The following is a 14,668-nucleotide window of genomic DNA, read 5'->3' as shown; positions in this document are numbered from 1 at the left end:
AAGATCCACCATGGGACAAGGAGTGCCGGCACAGCCCACTGTGCGTAATAGACGAACTGCTGAAGCGTCTTCATGATTGCCCATACATCGTTACAGCCCCTCGCCCGTATTCAGGTGTCTCAGGCAACTCCGCCTGCAGCCTCGCGATGTTCGACGGCGCGACAACACTCGGGTCACGCGGCCGCTAGAGGTGTTTGCCGGTGTTGAGGTAGTAGCTGTCACCCGGGACGCAATGCCCGGTCATGCGGAAGTCGGCATAGTCCTTGCCAACGGTGAACTGGAATCCGAAGCCGTCTGCCTCGGAACCCTGCAGGTAGCCACCCGGATACCCTATGACCGCGCGCGGCGGCGTCAAGTTCGGATCATGTTGAATATGCACCGAGTAACCCTTCGCGATCATGGCATCTTTCACTTGATCGGCAACCGTGTCCGGATCGGCTTGAAGAGGTTGAGCGCGACGTTGAGCTCCGAAGTCGAAGTAGGAGTGTGGCTTTCCTCCGTCGGGCGTGCAGTCGCTCCAGTCAGCACCGCCGATGACCCAGTTACCACCCACTGCTTTTGCGATCGATTGGTAAAGGCCCATAACCTCGGACTTCGATTCCTCTGGTGACATCTGATGCGCTGTTCTTGTTGGGGTTGGCGTGGCATGGATAGGCGAGTCGAACGTACATCCGGTCAGGGTCAGGACCACGGCAATCAGGAGTACGGGTAGCGGTCGCCGTCTCATTGTTCCGGTGCCCAGATCTGGTGCTGGTTGAGCAAGTTCTCCCATCGGTCGTGCGCCTGCATGCCCAAACGGTCAGACGGCGTGTCGCCGACAGGGATCTGACTTCCTTGGTCCATCGTCGCTCGCGCGGTGTTGTATTGCGCGGTGGTGTAGTTGTCGAGGTAGCTGTAGGCGTCGTTGCCGTGGGAGTGTGCGAAAGGGCCGTGCTGCGTGACCGCATGCAATGCGGTCGTACCGACCTTAGAATTCTCGGAGCTGAAGTCGTGTGCACCGAACGTGAAGGCTGTGGGATCGGCGCGGTCGTTTCCTACCAGGTCAGCGAAGGCCTGACCCGCGTTCGCCCAACCGTCATGATGCGCTTGAGAGGCGAAGACTTGTCCCGCCGGCACGTGCATAGCTGCTGCATTGGGCACAGCAGGCGCGATACCGGGTGAGCCGAGCAGAACCACATGGTCCGCATGGGACTTCGTCAGCGCAAGCGCTGCAACATCGGTGCCATAGGAGTGCGCGATAACGGATACGTCCGCTCCCGCGCCTGACGCCCCATGCACCGCGTATGCTCCGTCCAGCGCTCCGACCAATGCAGGCGCGCCGTTCGCCGCATCGCCGTCGCCAGCCACTTCCCAGAACGAGTCGTTCGTCGGCGGATGGTATCCGAGCCACGCGACCACGGCGATATGTGATGGATCGACGCCGGACACGATCCACTGCTCGTAACGCATGTCCTTCGCAGCGTTGACGTAGTTTCCCATGTCGTGCTGAACGGTCGTGTTCATGCCGGGGACGATGTAGGAAATGTGAGTCGCGCGGTCCATATCGCCGGTGCTGATAGCCGCCAACGGCGGCTGGGTCTGCACATTCAGTGACACGAGTTCCCGCGGCGGGTTCCCCTGAAGGCCCGCACCGAGCGCGGTGGCCACCTGCTTCAGCGCTTTCAGTTCATCCGCATCGCGGGCTGGATCCTTCTCGTCCTCGGCGATTCGCTGATTCAGCACGGCCTCGTTCGCTTTGTCCCTGGCCCAGTACGCAACACCGTTCAGGTTGCCGATAATGGCGGGAATGCCCGCGATCAGCGCCGCCTGCGCGTCGGACGGGACGTAGGTTCCTGTGGCAGGGTCCGTCTGCGGACTGTTCATGCTGTTCCACCATGCGGCGACGGCTGTCGGGTCGGCCTTGGCGATCTTGCCCGCCAACTCCGGATGCGCCGCCAGCAGCGCCTGAAGCTGCGTCGGAGTCAGCCCGGTCAGCATGTCCAGAATCTGGTCCGGCGTCTTCCCCGACATCCGGCCACCACTGAGCTTCCACGTCGCACCGAGCACGTTCACACCCGTAACCGCATCAGCGCACGCCTTGTCCGCTTGCCTGCGCTGGGTGACCAAGTCGTTCCACTGCGTTTGGATGCCCGCCAGCCGGGACTGCGAATCCGCGATGTGCACCCCCACCCGGTGCGCCTTCCGCACGTCCTCCTCAGCCGGGTTCGGCATCCGGGTAGCACGAGCCAGCGCACTCTGCTGCTTCGTCAAAGAGGCCAAATGCGCCTGCTCGGTGGACCGCAACCGCGTCAGCGTCTGCTGCTGGTCCTGGATATGCTGCACCTGCGCAGCGTACGTGTACAGCGCGCTCGCCTGCGCATCCAGCCCGTCCGCCAACGACAGCACCTGCGGCAGCACGGACCCCACAGTGCTGGTGAACGCGACCTGCGTCTTCCCCACCCAGGCGCCACTCGACGCGTCGGAAGCTGCACCGCTCAGCGACTGATGCGCCCTGCGCAGCTCCGCAGCCTTCTTCGACCGGGCATCCGCAAGCGCCCTGATACCCCACGGCTCACCCGCACCCGGATCTGCAACGTTCACACCCATCAGAACGCCCTCGCCAAAGACGCGTCAGCACCTACGAGCTCGGTCGCAGCTTCCGCCGGCACCGAACCTACCTGCTGCAAACTGTCGGCCACAGCACCTGCGCACACCTTCTGCTGCACACCCGCATCGTTCAGCGCGGAAACGACGTCTGCCGAACCGAGCACACCGGCGACGACAACGGACAGCTTCAGCCTCACGCGTTCCTCCCGAGTCCCGGACGAGAGTCTAGGAGATGGACCCGTGCCAAGATGAACGCGATCGTCTACTGGAGACGGTGGCCGGCCGCGGTGCCCCTGGAGGGACTCGAACCCCCAACCGTTTCCTTAGGACGGAACTGCTCTTCCATTGAGCTACAGAGGCTGGCCCGATAAGTTTAGCTGGCTAAATGCCGGCCCACGATCGCCCTCACGCGGCGGGTGCGAGGTAGCCCTGCCACTCGGGCAGCGCGTGCTCCACACCGCGCACCATCCACGCCGGGTCGTGCGGCATACGAGGCGTGGACCTGAGCGACCAGCCCATCTCCGCGGCCGTGCGGTCGCCCTTCACGTTGTTGCAGCGCAGGCAGCAGGCGACGAGGTTGTCCCAGGCATCCGCTCCCCCGCGCGACTTCGGCAGCACGTGGTCGATGGTCGTGGCGGACTTGCCGCAGTAGGCGCAGCGGTGGCCGTCCCTGCGCAGCACACCGCGGCGCGAGACCGGAACGGCTCGTCCGTGGGGCAGGTGCACATAGCGGGTGAGCAGGATGACCGAGGGTCGGTCGAAGACCGTGTCGACGCTCCAGACCGGATGTTCGGCATCCACCTCGACGACCGTCGCCTTGGCGCTCATCACCAGCGCCAACGCTCGTTTGAAGCTCACGACGGCCAGGGGCTCATATCCCGCGTTCAGCACCAGTGTGCGCATCGACGTCCTCTCGATTGATCGGAATGGCTTTCCGTATCTCTCGCATTCGTCCACGGTCCCCAGTTACGAGCATCCGGCATTACAGGCAACAAAAAAGGCGCCGTCAGGATGACGACGCCTAGTGATTCCACGCACAGTGGTGGTGGAAGCAGTGGTGGCTGTGATGCCGAAGGTTTCCCATGCGGGAGTGCTCCAGAGGATCGCGGACGAACATGATCAGGGCTACAGGGTAACGCAGGATGTTTGCAGCACGGTTCCGTGGCACGCCGTCCGAAGCCCGTGACTGAGGAGCGTTCACCTGCCGGTGGCCTGATGCAACAGAGCAGACACCGATGCGACACACTCTCCCCAGGAGACGACGGAATACCCGTGGGGGGTATCCGGTTGTCGGCGACATGGATGAGATGCACAACGGAGCAGAGAACGCCGCGCACGCTGACCACGTCGCGAAATTCCGCCGGTTGTTCTGGATCATGCTGATCGTTGCGGTGCCGGTCGTGGGCTTCTCCCCGATGTTCGCGATGATCCTCGGGTACCAGCTGCCGAGTGCCGCATGGGCGCCCTGGATCTCGCCCGCGCTCGGAACGGTGATGTACCTCTGGGGAGGCAGGCCGTTCCTGAGCGGCGCTCTCGATGAGATCCGCGCGCTGAAGCCGGGCATGATGCTGCTGATCGTGCTCGCCATCACGGTCGCCTTCGTCGCGTCATGGGGCGCCAGCCTCGGGCTGCTCGACCACGGGCTCGACTTCTGGTGGGAGCTCGCGCTGCTGATCGTGATCATGCTTCTCGGGCACTGGATCGAGATGCGGTCTCTGGCGCAGACCAGCTCGGCGCTCGATTCCCTCGCCGCCCTCCTTCCGGATGAGGCCGAGCGTGTCGAGGACGGCCGCACGGTGCCCGTGCCGCCCAGCGAACTACGGGTGGGCGATCTGGTGGTCATCCGTCCGGGTGCCCGGGTGCCCGCCGACGGCGTCATCGTCGAGGGCACGGCGAGCATGGACGAGTCGATGATCACCGGCGAGTCCCGCACGGTTCCCCGCGACATGGGTGACCGTCTGGTCGCTGGAACCGTCGCTACCGATTCGGGACTTCGGATGCGCGTGACCGCGATCGGTGACGACACGGCGCTTGCGGGCATCCAACGGCTGGTGGCCGAGGCTCAGAGCTCCAGCTCACGGGCGCAGCGCATCGCCGACGTCGCGGCCGGATGGCTGTTCTGGTTCGCGCTCGGCGCCGGCGTTCTCACCGCCATCGTCTGGACGGCGATAGGGATGCCCGACGAGGCCGTCGTTCGCACCATCACCGTGCTGGTGATCGCCTGCCCCCACGCACTCGGACTGGCGATCCCCCTCGTCGTCTCGATCGCGACGGAACGCGCCGCGCGCGGCGGTGTGCTGGTCAAGGATCGACTCGCGCTCGAGAGCATGCGCACGGTGGACACCGTGCTCTTCGACAAGACCGGCACTTTGACCAAGGGAGAGCCGACCGTGTCGCTGGTGCAGGCGAGGGGCGACCGCGACGAAGCCGAGGTCCTGGCGCTGGCTGCGGCGGCGGAAGCCGATTCCGAGCATCCGCTCGCCCGTGCCATCGTGCTGGCCGCCGAGGACCGCGGGCTTCGAGTGCCGGCGGCCACCGGCTTCGAGTCCTCGCCGGCGATCGGAGTGTCGGCTCAGGTCGACGGCGCCCGCATCCAGGTGGGCGGCCCCCAGCTGCTCGAACAGGAACGGGTCAACCAGCTCGATGAGCTCGATCGGAGGCGGGAGCACAGCGGCACAGTGCTGCACGTGCTCGCCGACGGCCGAGCGATCGGGGCGCTCGAGCTGCACGACGAGGTGCGCGAGGAGTCGAAGCAGGCGATCCAGGCACTGCATGCCAAGAACATCCAGGTCGTCATGATCACCGGCGATGCGGAAGAGGTCGCGCGCTCGGTCGCCTTGGAGATCGGCATCGACCGCTACTTCGCGGACGTACGTCCGGAAGACAAGTCGGCCAAGGTGAAGGAGTTACAGGGTGAGGGCCGACGTGTCGCGATGGTCGGCGACGGCGTGAACGATGCGCCTGCGCTCGCCCAGGCCGACGTCGGGATCGCGATCGGAGCCGGCACGGATGTCGCCATGGCGTCCGCGGGCGTCATTCTGGCGAGCGACGATCCCCGCTCCGTGCTCTCGGTCATCGAGCTCTCGCGTCGCAGCTACGCGACGATGAAGCAGAATCTGTGGTGGGCCGCCGGCTACAACCTGATCTCCGTGCCGCTCGCGGCCGGCGTCCTCGCTCCGGTCGGGTTCGTTCTGCCGATGTCGGTCGGGGCGATCCTGATGTCGCTCTCGACGATCGTCGTGGCACTGAACGCTCAGCTGCTGCGTCGGCTCGACCTGCGCCCCCACATCCGCGCGAACGCACCGATGGGCCCCAGCGTGGCGCCTGTACCAAGGGAACCGCAGCCGGCCGTCGTCCGCAGGCGCTGAGCCGGCAGTCGCAATCGGCGGACACAGGATCGGCGAGCCACGCCCTTGTGGCACGCCGATCACTGGGCTTGTGGAATCGAATTCCCGAGCCTTCAGGCCGGGGCTGACTTGCCGCCGGCTCCGAGCACGGTCAAATGCCGAAGCGAACGATGTAGAAGTCGTTGGTCCAGATCGGGCGAATCGAAATACTGCGACCGACATCAGGGGCGTCCATGATGTTTCCGTTGCCGGCGTAGAAACCGTCATGCGCCCCGCCGAGCATGATCACGACGTCGCCCGGTTGAGCATCCTGAATCGAGATGCGCGTCCCCATCGCCCCCTGCGCGGCGGCAGAGTGAGGAAGAGAAATACCGAACTGGGCGTAGACGAACATGACGTAGCCCGAGCAGTCGAAGCCTGCCGGCGTATCCCCGCCGTAGACGTAGGGCGTGCCGATGTACTGCTTGGCGACGTTGAACACCTGCGCCAGGCTGAAGTTCGGATAGGGCGGGTTCTTCAGATAGTCCGCAGCGGTGGGTCCGCTGTACGCGGCCCCATAGGCTTCCATCTGCTTTGCGGCAGCGGCCCGCGCTGCAGCGGCCGCCGCTGCGGCCTTCTGATCCGCCAGCTGCTGCTCGGTCGTGGCGCTGAACGTGTCGACAGCGGTCACCGGTCCGGCGACGGCGTTGGAAACGCTGACCGACTGCGAGTGCGTCTTCTTCAGAGTGTCGATGGCACTGGTGCCGAAGGATGCCTGATTCGACGTCTGCGGATTGAACGCGTACGCGGGGATGGCGATGGTGGCGACGATGCCACCGGCGATCGCCATGACAGCGAGATTGGCAAGGGGCCGCAACCGGCGCTTGCGCTTGCGCGCAGGGGCCGAGGCCGAAGAACTGACCGGACCTTCCACGCGCTGAACTGCAGCGGATGACCGCTGAACCCGGCGCGAACCGGCGCGCTCCGAAGTCCTGAGGCTGCGACGCGACACTGCGGTCGATGCGTTCAGGGAGTCGTTCGAGTCGTTCGCCTTGCCGGTAGTACTCGGGTCGCGGTCTTCGGGAAGACCGCTCGTACCTATTGTTGCCAAGGTGTGAACCTCCGGCGCTCCGCTGGCACTAGGTAGCCACCCCGTCCGAGATCTCGTGAAGAGTTCGGCGTCGCAAACTCAAGAGACGGGCTTTCGGGAGCGTCTTGAGCCGGGTCCGACGACCGGGTGCTGGTCTGTGGACTCGTACGACGATACGGGACCGTTATCAATTTGTCACATCGTTTTCGAGGCGTTTTCCTCGCCTGTGAACGAAAGTGCGTTGGGGACGGAAAGGTCTACGCCGCCACGTAGATGTGGCTCGCCACCTCGCTAGGCAGCTCCAGTGCCTCGTCGTAGCCGTCGATCTGCATCGCGACGTACGAGCCGGACCGCCAGAAGGCGCCCGCCGCGCCCGGAAAGATGCCGGCCTGGCGCAACTGCGCCAGCAGCTCCGGTTCGAACTGCACCGGTTCACCCAGCCGCCTGATCGTGGCATTGACGCGCTCGCCGGAGCCGGACGTGGCATCCACGACGTTCCGAACTCCGTCAAGGAATGCCTTGTGCAGACCGATGCCCTGGTCCTCGATGCGCGGGATCGGGGTGCCGTAAGGCGTCTCGGTGGGATGCCCCAGGATGTCGAGGATCTTGTGCTCGACCTGCTCGCTCATCACATGCTCCCAGCGGCATGCTTCTTCGTGAACGTATTCCCACTCGAGACCGATCACGTCGGAGAGCAGCCGTTCGGCGAGACGGTGCTTGCGCATGACGTGCACCGCTCGGCGGCGGCCCTCGGAGGTCAGTTCGAGATGCCGATCGCCGGAGACGACGACGAGCCCGTCGCGCTCCATGCGGGCCACAGTCTGCGAGACCGTCGGACCGGAGTGGCCGAGTCGCTCCGAGATGCGCGCACGCAACGGCACGATGTTCTCCTCCTCGAGATCGAGGATCGTGCGCAGGTACATCTCGGTGGTGTCGACGAGGTCGGTCATCGCTTCCCCTTGTGGTTCTCTCAACCGGCAGCCGAAGGCGCCTTTTCAAGCCTACCGGCGCGCCGCAGCGGCACCGACGCTCGTCTACGCCCGCCCGAGTGCTCATCCGAGCAGGATTGCGATGGATGGCCGCCCTAAACTGAACGCCATGCCTGCGATCGCGATTCCCGAGTCCCTTCTGCCTTCCGACGGCCGATTCGGCGCCGGCCCTTCGAAGGTGCGTCCGGCCCAGGTCGACGCGCTCGTCGCTGCGCAGTCCACGCTGCTCGGAACATCCCATAGACAGGCTCCGGTACGAGGGCTCGTGGGCCGGGTGCGCGAGGGACTGGAGACACTGTTCCGAATTCCGGACGGCTACGAGGTAGTGATCGGCAACGGTGGCTCGACCGCATTCTGGGACGCCGCTGCATTCGGCCTCATCGAGAACCGCTCCGAGAATCTCGTCTACGGCGAGTTCAGTCAGAAGTTCGCGAAGGCGGCATCCGCTCCCTGGCTGCAGAAGCCGCACGTCATCGAGGCGCCGGTGGGCTCGCGCAGCACTCCGGAGGCTATCGAGGGCGTTGATGTCTACGCCTGGCCGCACAACGAGACCTCGACCGGGGTGATGGCTCCGGTTCGCCGAGTGCACGGCGACGAGGGCGCACTGACGGTGATCGACGCGACGAGTGCGGCGGGCGGCGTCGACTTCGAGGCATCAGAGACGGATGTCTACTACTTCGCTCCGCAGAAGAATTTCGCGTCCGATGGCGGGCTCTGGCTCGCGCTGTTCTCGCCAGCCGCGTTGGAACGGGTGGAGCGCGTGGCGGCATCCGACCGTTACATTCCGGACTCCCTGAGCCTGAAGCAGGCCGTCGACAACTCGCGCCTCAATCAGACGCTCAACACGCCCGCGCTGGCGACGCTCGTCATGCTCGAGGCGCAGGTGAGCTGGATGAACGACAACGGCGGCCTGCAGTGGGCGTCAGCGCGCACCGCGGAGTCGTCTGGCGCACTGTACGAGTGGGCGGATTCGGTGACCTACGCGCATCCGTTCGTCGAAGATCCGGAGAACCGGTCGCAGGTCGTCGTCACGATCGACTTCGACGACGTGGATGCCTCGCGGATCGCCTCGGTGCTGCGCGAGAACGGCGTCGTCGACACCGAGCCGTACCGCAAACTCGGTCGCAACCAGCTGCGCGTGGCGACGTTCACGGCGGTCGAGCCAGAGGACGTGCGACAGCTCATCCGCTGCATCGAATACGTCGTCGAGCACATCGGCTGAGGTTCTCGTCTGCGTCTGGGCTGATTTCGGGGAGGGGTCGTTGCGGTGCGACTGTGGCTGAAAGACAGCGAGCGGCTGCCTGATCCGCCGCCCATGAAGACGGACGACCGCGCCGCGCTCGGCGTCGGCACGGTGCTTTGGGTGATCGCGGCCATCGCCGCGGCGGTGTTCGCGGGCCCGCTGGCCGCATCCGGGCACGGCTGGGTGCCCGCGACCGCGATCGTCGGCGTCGTGCTCGGCCTCATCGGGCTCGTGTACGCGCAGGTCTCGCGGGTGCGCGCACGGCGCAAGGGCGCCGGTCGCTGACGACCGTCCAGAGGTGCTCTCTCCGTCCCCAAACACGTACGAACTTCGCTTGTTCACAAGGACATCGATACTCGAAGAAATGTCGGTGGCGTCGGCGAGTATGGGTGCATGACGAAGCCCCTGCAGCACTTGTCGAGTGATCTCGACGCGGTCTGTGCTGCGTGGTCCGAGGCGTTCGGCGGCGCCGATTCGTCACTCGTTGGTCGCGCTTTCTGTGAGGCGGAAGCAGACGAAGTCTCGGTGGTGGAGTCGATGTCAGACGGCGACCTGGTCGCGGTCACGGATGCGGTGGCGCAGCTGGTGCGTGACGGGCAGGCTCTTCTCGCTCGTGCCGCTGCTGAAGTGGCCAGACGTTCGCCTGCTGAACTCGGACGTGAGGGCCTGGCGAAGAAGCGCGGGTTCCTGAACCCGGTGCATCTGGTCGCCGCTTCCACTGGTGGGCGGGCCTCCGAGGCGGCCAAGCTCATCGCCGTCGGTACCGGCACCGCACCGCGGCGGGCGCTGACCGGTGAGCAGTTGCCGCCGGCGCATCCGCACGTGGCGGCCGCGCTGGCTTCCGGTGCGATCGGTCTTGATGCGGCGGATGCCATCACCGGGATGCTGCGAAGGGTCGCGCCTGGTGCGGATGCCGGGCAGGCCGAAGCGATGGAGAAAGTGCTCGCCGAACGCGCAGCCGGCCTCCCGTTCGATCTGCTGCTGCGGGTGATCCGTGAAGCGGAGGCGCGTCTGGATCAGGACGGCGTCGCCCCACGTGAGGAAGAGCTCCGTGCCGACCGGTCGTTGACCATCCGGCAAGACACCAACGGGATGGTCCGGTTGACCGCCCGCCTGGATCCGGAGACCGCCGCCCCGGTGAAAGCGGCGATCGAAGCGATCGTCACCCGCGACATCCGTGCAGCACGGCCCGGTGGTGATTCAAGCGGCGACACTCCGCACGATGACGCGGATGGTCCCGTGATCGCGGACATGCGCAGCGTTCCGCAGATGCAGGCCGACGCGTTGGCGATGATCGCCCGGCACGTGCTGGGCTGCAACCAGGTCCCGGCCACCGCATCCACGACCGTGGTGGTGCGGATGAACCTCGACACCCTGGTCGACGGTGTCGGTCACGGCCGGATCGACGGCCTGGATCACCCGGTCTCCGCCGGCACCCTGCGGCGCATGGCTGCGACGGCCGGCATCATCCCCGCGGTACTGGGCACCGACAGTGTTCCGCTCGACCTGGGGCGCACCGCCCGGACGTTCACTGCCGCGCAACGCATCGCACTGAGCGAACGCGACGGCGGATGCTCGTGCTGCGGCCTCGCCGTGGCGTACACCGAAGCACACCACATCCTGTGGTGGAAACGTGACACCGGGCCCACCGACCTGGACAACGGGGTACTGCTGTGCCCACCATGCCACGCCCGAATACATCAAGACGACTGGGACATCCGCATCACCAACGGGCAGGTCTGGTTCATTCCACCGCCACAGATCGACGCGTCCCGAACACCACGACTCGGCGGCAGGGCAAGGTTCGAACTGCCCGATGTCTTAGCCGCCGCATGAACACGCGGCGGTCGTGGGAGCGCCCAGCGCGCTACGAAGCGTTGTTGTCGGCGTCCGTCTCGACGGCGTCCGTGTCGACGGTGTCCGTCTCGTCGCCGACTGTGTTGCCGCCCACCGTGTCGCCAGCGTCGGTGTCGCCATCGTCCGTGTCTTCGTCGACCGTGTCGCCGTCCTCTGCTTCGTCGGTGCCGATCTCGTCGTCCTCCAGCGACGCGGCCTCGGCTCCGGCGATGTCGTCGGCCTCCACGTCGACGTCATCGGTGTCGTCATCGTCGGCGACGTCGTCGGACTCGTCCTCGTCGTGGAGGTCGATGTCGATGCCGTCGATGTCGTCGTCCTCGTCGAGATCGCCCTCGTCGTCGATGTCGTCCTCGTCGTCGAGATCCTCAGCTCCGTCAAGGTCGTCGTTCTCGTCGAGGCTGTCGCCCGAACCAGAGTCGGCATCGGGCGCGGCATCCTCATCCGCACCCGCAGCTCGGGCAGCCTCCTGGGCGGCCTGGTACTCGGCGAGACGCTCTGACCACGGCACCCAGTCCGGCGCGAGCAGGGCTTGCTCACCCGGGAGAAGCTCAGTCTCGAGCACGACGGGCTCGGCATCCGCATCGACCCGGGCGAGCGAGACCGTCCAGCGCCAGCCGGGATACCCCAGCATCGTGCACTCGAACAACAGTGAGAGCACATGGTCGCCCTCGACGACGTGGCCGACGACCTGCCCGATGGTGGCCTCCGGCGTGATCTCCAGCAGTGCCGTCTTCGCGAGATCGTGCGCAGCGAGCAGTCGCTCATCCGCGACCGGAGGATCGCCGAGCGCTTCCTGGGATGCGACCTCGCCTGATTTCTCTGCGGATTCCTCCGTCACACTCTCGGCCGCTGCCGTCTGGGCCGCTGCCGTCTGGGCCGCTGCCGTCTGGGCCGCTGCCGTCTGGGCCGCTCCTGTCTCGTCGGTGCGTTGCTCAGGCATCCAGATCGTCCGCCACGCGCCGCAACACCGCGGCGATCTTGCGGCCGTGCGCGGTATCCGGGTAACGACCGCGCTTGAGTCCCGCCCCGATTCCATCGAGGAGTTTCACGAGGTCTTCGATGATCACCGCCATGTCGTCGGCGGACTTGCGGTTCATCTTCGACAGGCTCGGCGCACGCTCGATCACACGCACCGACAGCGCCTGCGCGCCGCGTTTGCCCTCGGCGACACCGAACTCGAGCCGCGTGCCCGCCTTCACGACGGCACCCTCGGGCAGGGCCGACGCGTGAAGGAAGACCTCGCCACCGCCGTCTTGGGCGATGAAACCGAAGCCCTTCTCCTCGTCGTAGAACTTGACCTTGCCGGTCGGCATGGGAGACCTCTTTCGGGGGAACGTTGCTCGTGCAACCTCAATTATCCTTGATTCGTGACCGACGAGACGCCCCGCTCCGTATCCCGCGCGCAGCGCATGCTGGCGTTCATCGCGGCCGGGCTGGTCATTCTCTCGATCGTCTGCTTTTTCGTGCTGATGATCGGAACGTGGTTGGGGGCGGGCCCCGACCAGAACGCAGGCAGGGGAATCTGGCCAACGGTCGAACTGCTGCCTCTGGGCGCACTGCCGATCGCCTTCGTGCTCATCATCGTGCTGCTCGTGGTAAGTCTCTTCGGGCGCAGCAGGCAGAACCGGAAGGCGAGCCGGTAACGGCCGCGGGGTTGCGCGTGACGAGTCCCGAGCCCACATGACCAGCACCCTGTCGCTGGCCGAACGACTCGGCGGACTCGACGATCAGAGCCTCCACGACCTCATCGACGGCCGAGGGCTCACCCGATCACGCATCGAGGACTTCTTCGACCTCGCCGACGCACTGCTCGAATCGCCTTCGGTGCAGCACGCCCTGGCGCCGCTGCCGCGTCCGGTGCTCGCCGCACTCGCCGCCCTTGCCGACCATGGTGGCGCGGCGACGGCCGAGCAAGCGGCCGCGTGCCTCCGGTCATGGGGCGCAACCGATGCCTCTGTTTCCTCCGTGCGCGACGACCTGGATGCACTTGTCGACACTTTCCTGGCCGAGCGTGCCATGGACGCGGCGGATGGCGACTCAAGGGACGAAAGCGGAACCGTCTTCGCGCTCTACCCGGGCGTCGCAGCCCGCTTCGTCGCATGGGCGGACGGCGACGGGGTGCCGGGACGCAGGCTGGCGGCATCCGGCAAGCCCGCGGCGCTCGCCAGTGTTCCCGACGTGGACCGCCGGTTCGTCGACCGGCTCGCCGCCGAGAGAGCCTTCGTCGCAGCCGGCGCCGTGGCGGAGTTCGTCTACGAGTTGGAGCGGGAACCGGCGCGGGAGCTGCAGAAGGGCGGCCTCGCCCTCCCCGACACCCGCCGCATCGCGTCGGCCCTCGGAATCGAAGCGGACGACGTCGCGACCGTGCACTGGCTCGCCGACAGCTCCGGACTCGTCTCCCGGGAAGGAGCCGTGTGGCTGCCGACCGACGCCGCCGAGGCGTGGGCAGCCCTCTCCACACCGGAACGCTGGGCGCGACTCGCCGGAACCTGGCTCGAATCGGTGCCTGCAGACATCCGTCCGCTCATGGTGGAGCGTGCACACGCCTCTTGGGGCGATGCGCTGCGCGGCTATGCGAGATGGCGCTATCCCGCGGCGGACGCCTCCCTCGACCGGCGCGTGAACGAGGTGGAAGCGCACGCCGAGTTTCTCGGCATCACCGCGAACGCTGCACCGAGCACAGCGGGCATCACGCTTCTGCAACGCGGTCCGGATGCCGCAGCCGAGGTTCTGCGCGCAAGATTCCCCGCCGAAGTCGACCGCGTGTATGTTCAGCACGACCTCTCGATCGTTGCTCCCGGCCCCCTCATCCCATCGCTGGATGCCCGGCTGCGCACGCTCGCCGACGCCGAAGGCACCGGACTGGCGGCGAGCTTCCGCGTGTCGCCCTCCTCGCTGCACCGGGCGATCGCAGCGGGAGAGACCGCGCAGTCGTTACGCGAGTTCATCGGTTCCATCTCGCTGACAGGCCTACCGCAGCCCGTCGCCTACCTCATCGACGAGGCGGCATCCCGCTATGGGCGAGTGCGGGTGCGGGCGGCCGATTCGGCGGCCGGAACGGGATCGGTCGTGCACTCCGGCGACCGCGAGCTCCTGAACACGATCGCGGTCGACCAGTCGCTGGCAGCGCTCGGGCTGCGACCGGCATCCGACGGCGAGCTCACGTCGAGGTTCCCGATCGACGTCGCATACTGGGCGCTCGTCGACGCCCACTACCCTGTCGTGGCGGAAGACTCCGACGGCCGCCAACTGCGGGTGCGACGCAGGCTCGGGCATCCGGAGCCCAGAGAATCCACCGATACCGCCCAACTCGTGGTGCAGCGGTTGCGATCCGCCGAGAGTACAGATGGTCAGGGCGGCGCGGAGGCCTGGCTGAACCGCCAGCTCGAGTCGGCCGTGCGGTCTCGCACCATCGTGACCGTCACGGTGGCGCTGCCTGACGGCCGCGAGCTCGAGTTCACGCTGGAGCCAACCGGGCTCGGCGGCGGACGACTACGGGGCCGCGACCGCGCCAGCGACATCGAGCGAACGCTGCCGGTGGCGAGCATCCGCGCAGTGCGCACGCCATGAGGGCCTC

Annotated in this window: 14 protein-coding genes and 1 tRNA gene; 6 read left to right on the top strand and 9 right to left on the bottom strand. The window is 66.5% G+C overall.

The features are described 5' to 3' along the window. Nucleotides 1-184: 184 nt before the first annotated feature. From ACYVII_RS05695 to ACYVII_RS05675, 5 genes are all read right to left on the bottom strand, one after another. Nucleotides 185-691 (bottom strand): hypothetical protein, encoded by a 507-nt coding sequence (locus ACYVII_RS05695; protein ID WP_460532331.1) that lies wholly within the window; start codon nt 689-691, stop codon nt 185-187. A 32-nt stretch (nt 692-723) separates the two neighbouring features. Further along, nucleotides 724-2,439, bottom strand: a complete 1,716-nt coding sequence (locus ACYVII_RS05690) for an alpha/beta hydrolase (RefSeq protein ID WP_460532328.1) — start codon at nt 2,437-2,439, stop codon at nt 724-726. A gap of 146 nt (nt 2,440-2,585) precedes the next feature. Then, nucleotides 2,586-2,783, bottom strand: a complete 198-nt coding sequence (locus ACYVII_RS05685; RefSeq protein WP_460532325.1) for a hypothetical protein — start codon at nt 2,781-2,783, stop codon at nt 2,586-2,588. Between the two features lie 91 nt (nt 2,784-2,874). Then, nucleotides 2,875-2,946, bottom strand: a tRNA-Arg gene (locus ACYVII_RS05680). Nucleotides 2,947-2,991: 45 nt separating this feature from the next. Next, a complete protein-coding gene (locus tag ACYVII_RS05675; RefSeq protein ID WP_460532322.1) occupies nt 2,992-3,489 on the bottom strand; it encodes an HNH endonuclease in 498 nt (165 codons plus the stop codon). Nucleotides 3,490-3,821: 332 nt separating this feature from the next. On the opposite strand from ACYVII_RS05675, the gene ACYVII_RS05670 reads away from it, so the two are divergent. Continuing rightward, a complete protein-coding gene (locus ACYVII_RS05670; RefSeq protein ID WP_460532319.1) occupies nt 3,822-5,954 on the top strand; it encodes a heavy metal translocating P-type ATPase in 2,133 nt (710 codons plus the stop codon). Between the two features lie 130 nt (nt 5,955-6,084). Here the strand turns inward: ACYVII_RS05670 and ACYVII_RS05665 are convergent, their stop codons facing one another. Further along, complete coding sequence (locus tag ACYVII_RS05665) at nt 6,085-6,762, bottom strand: C40 family peptidase (RefSeq protein ID WP_460532316.1); 678 nt, start codon at nt 6,760-6,762, stop codon at nt 6,085-6,087. Nucleotides 6,763-7,259: 497 nt separating this feature from the next. Continuing rightward, a complete protein-coding gene (locus ACYVII_RS05660) occupies nt 7,260-7,952 on the bottom strand; it encodes a metal-dependent transcriptional regulator (protein WP_460532313.1) in 693 nt (230 codons plus the stop codon). A gap of 148 nt (nt 7,953-8,100) precedes the next feature. On the opposite strand from ACYVII_RS05660, the gene serC reads away from it, so the two are divergent. The 3 genes from serC to ACYVII_RS05645 all read left to right on the top strand — a co-directional run bounded on the left by serC (nt 8,101) and on the right by ACYVII_RS05645 (nt 11,070). Then, nucleotides 8,101-9,213, top strand: a complete 1,113-nt coding sequence (serC, locus tag ACYVII_RS05655) for a PLP-dependent aminotransferase family protein (protein ID WP_460532310.1) — start codon at nt 8,101-8,103, stop codon at nt 9,211-9,213. Nucleotides 9,214-9,258: 45 nt separating this feature from the next. After that, nucleotides 9,259-9,519 (top strand): DUF6223 family protein, encoded by a 261-nt coding sequence (locus ACYVII_RS05650; RefSeq protein ID WP_460532307.1) that lies wholly within the window; start codon nt 9,259-9,261, stop codon nt 9,517-9,519. 108 nt (nt 9,520-9,627) lie between these two features. After that, nucleotides 9,628-11,070 (top strand): HNH endonuclease signature motif containing protein, encoded by a 1,443-nt coding sequence (locus tag ACYVII_RS05645; RefSeq protein WP_460532304.1) that lies wholly within the window; start codon nt 9,628-9,630, stop codon nt 11,068-11,070. Nucleotides 11,071-11,101: 31 nt separating this feature from the next. Here the strand turns inward: ACYVII_RS05645 and ACYVII_RS05640 are convergent, their stop codons facing one another. Both ACYVII_RS05640 and ACYVII_RS05635 read right to left on the bottom strand, forming a co-directional pair. After that, on the bottom strand, nt 11,102-12,031 hold the full coding sequence (locus ACYVII_RS05640; protein ID WP_460532301.1) for a DUF3027 domain-containing protein: 930 nt from the start codon (nt 12,029-12,031) through the stop codon (nt 11,102-11,104). Further along, on the bottom strand, nt 12,024-12,404 hold the full coding sequence (locus ACYVII_RS05635) for a cold-shock protein (protein WP_460532298.1): 381 nt from the start codon (nt 12,402-12,404) through the stop codon (nt 12,024-12,026). The genes ACYVII_RS05640 and ACYVII_RS05635 overlap by 8 nt, the downstream gene beginning before the upstream one ends. A 54-nt stretch (nt 12,405-12,458) precedes the next feature. Between ACYVII_RS05635 and ACYVII_RS05630 the strand changes: the two genes are divergently transcribed. Together ACYVII_RS05630 and ACYVII_RS05625 are read left to right on the top strand one after the other, a co-directional pair. Beyond that, nucleotides 12,459-12,734: a hypothetical protein gene (locus ACYVII_RS05630; RefSeq protein ID WP_460532295.1), complete on the top strand. Its 276-nt coding sequence runs from the start codon at nt 12,459-12,461 to the stop codon at nt 12,732-12,734. Nucleotides 12,735-12,771: 37 nt separating this feature from the next. Then, the gene (locus ACYVII_RS05625; RefSeq protein WP_460532292.1) at nt 12,772-14,661 is read left to right on the top strand and encodes a helicase-associated domain-containing protein; all 1,890 of its coding nucleotides are present in this window, start codon (nt 12,772-12,774) and stop codon (nt 14,659-14,661) included. Nucleotides 14,662-14,668 lie beyond the last annotated feature (7 nt).

Source organism: Humibacter ginsengiterrae (genome assembly GCF_054780115.1).
Note: the sequence above shows the minus strand (reverse complement) of the source record. Positions and strands in the feature narration are given on the sequence as shown.

Excerpts from the sequence above, each read along its gene's own strand:
- ACYVII_RS05675 (WP_460532322.1), bottom strand. The coding sequence starts at position 3,489 with ATGCGCACACTGGTGCTGAACGCGGGATATGAGCCCCTGGCCGTCGTG.
- ACYVII_RS05670 (WP_460532319.1), top strand. The coding sequence starts at position 3,822 with ATGCGACACACTCTCCCCAGGAGACGACGGAATACCCGTGGGGGGTAT.
- ACYVII_RS05665 (WP_460532316.1), bottom strand. The coding sequence starts at position 6,762 with ATGGCGATCGCCGGTGGCATCGTCGCCACCATCGCCATCCCCGCGTAC.
- ACYVII_RS05660 (WP_460532313.1), bottom strand. The coding sequence starts at position 7,952 with ATGACCGACCTCGTCGACACCACCGAGATGTACCTGCGCACGATCCTC.
- serC (WP_460532310.1), top strand. The coding sequence starts at position 8,101 with ATGCCTGCGATCGCGATTCCCGAGTCCCTTCTGCCTTCCGACGGCCGA.
- ACYVII_RS05645 (WP_460532304.1), top strand. The coding sequence starts at position 9,628 with ATGACGAAGCCCCTGCAGCACTTGTCGAGTGATCTCGACGCGGTCTGT.
- ACYVII_RS05640 (WP_460532301.1), bottom strand. The coding sequence starts at position 12,031 with ATGCCTGAGCAACGCACCGACGAGACAGGAGCGGCCCAGACGGCAGCG.
- ACYVII_RS05635 (WP_460532298.1), bottom strand. The coding sequence starts at position 12,404 with ATGCCGACCGGCAAGGTCAAGTTCTACGACGAGGAGAAGGGCTTCGGT.
- ACYVII_RS05625 (WP_460532292.1), top strand. The coding sequence starts at position 12,772 with ATGACCAGCACCCTGTCGCTGGCCGAACGACTCGGCGGACTCGACGAT.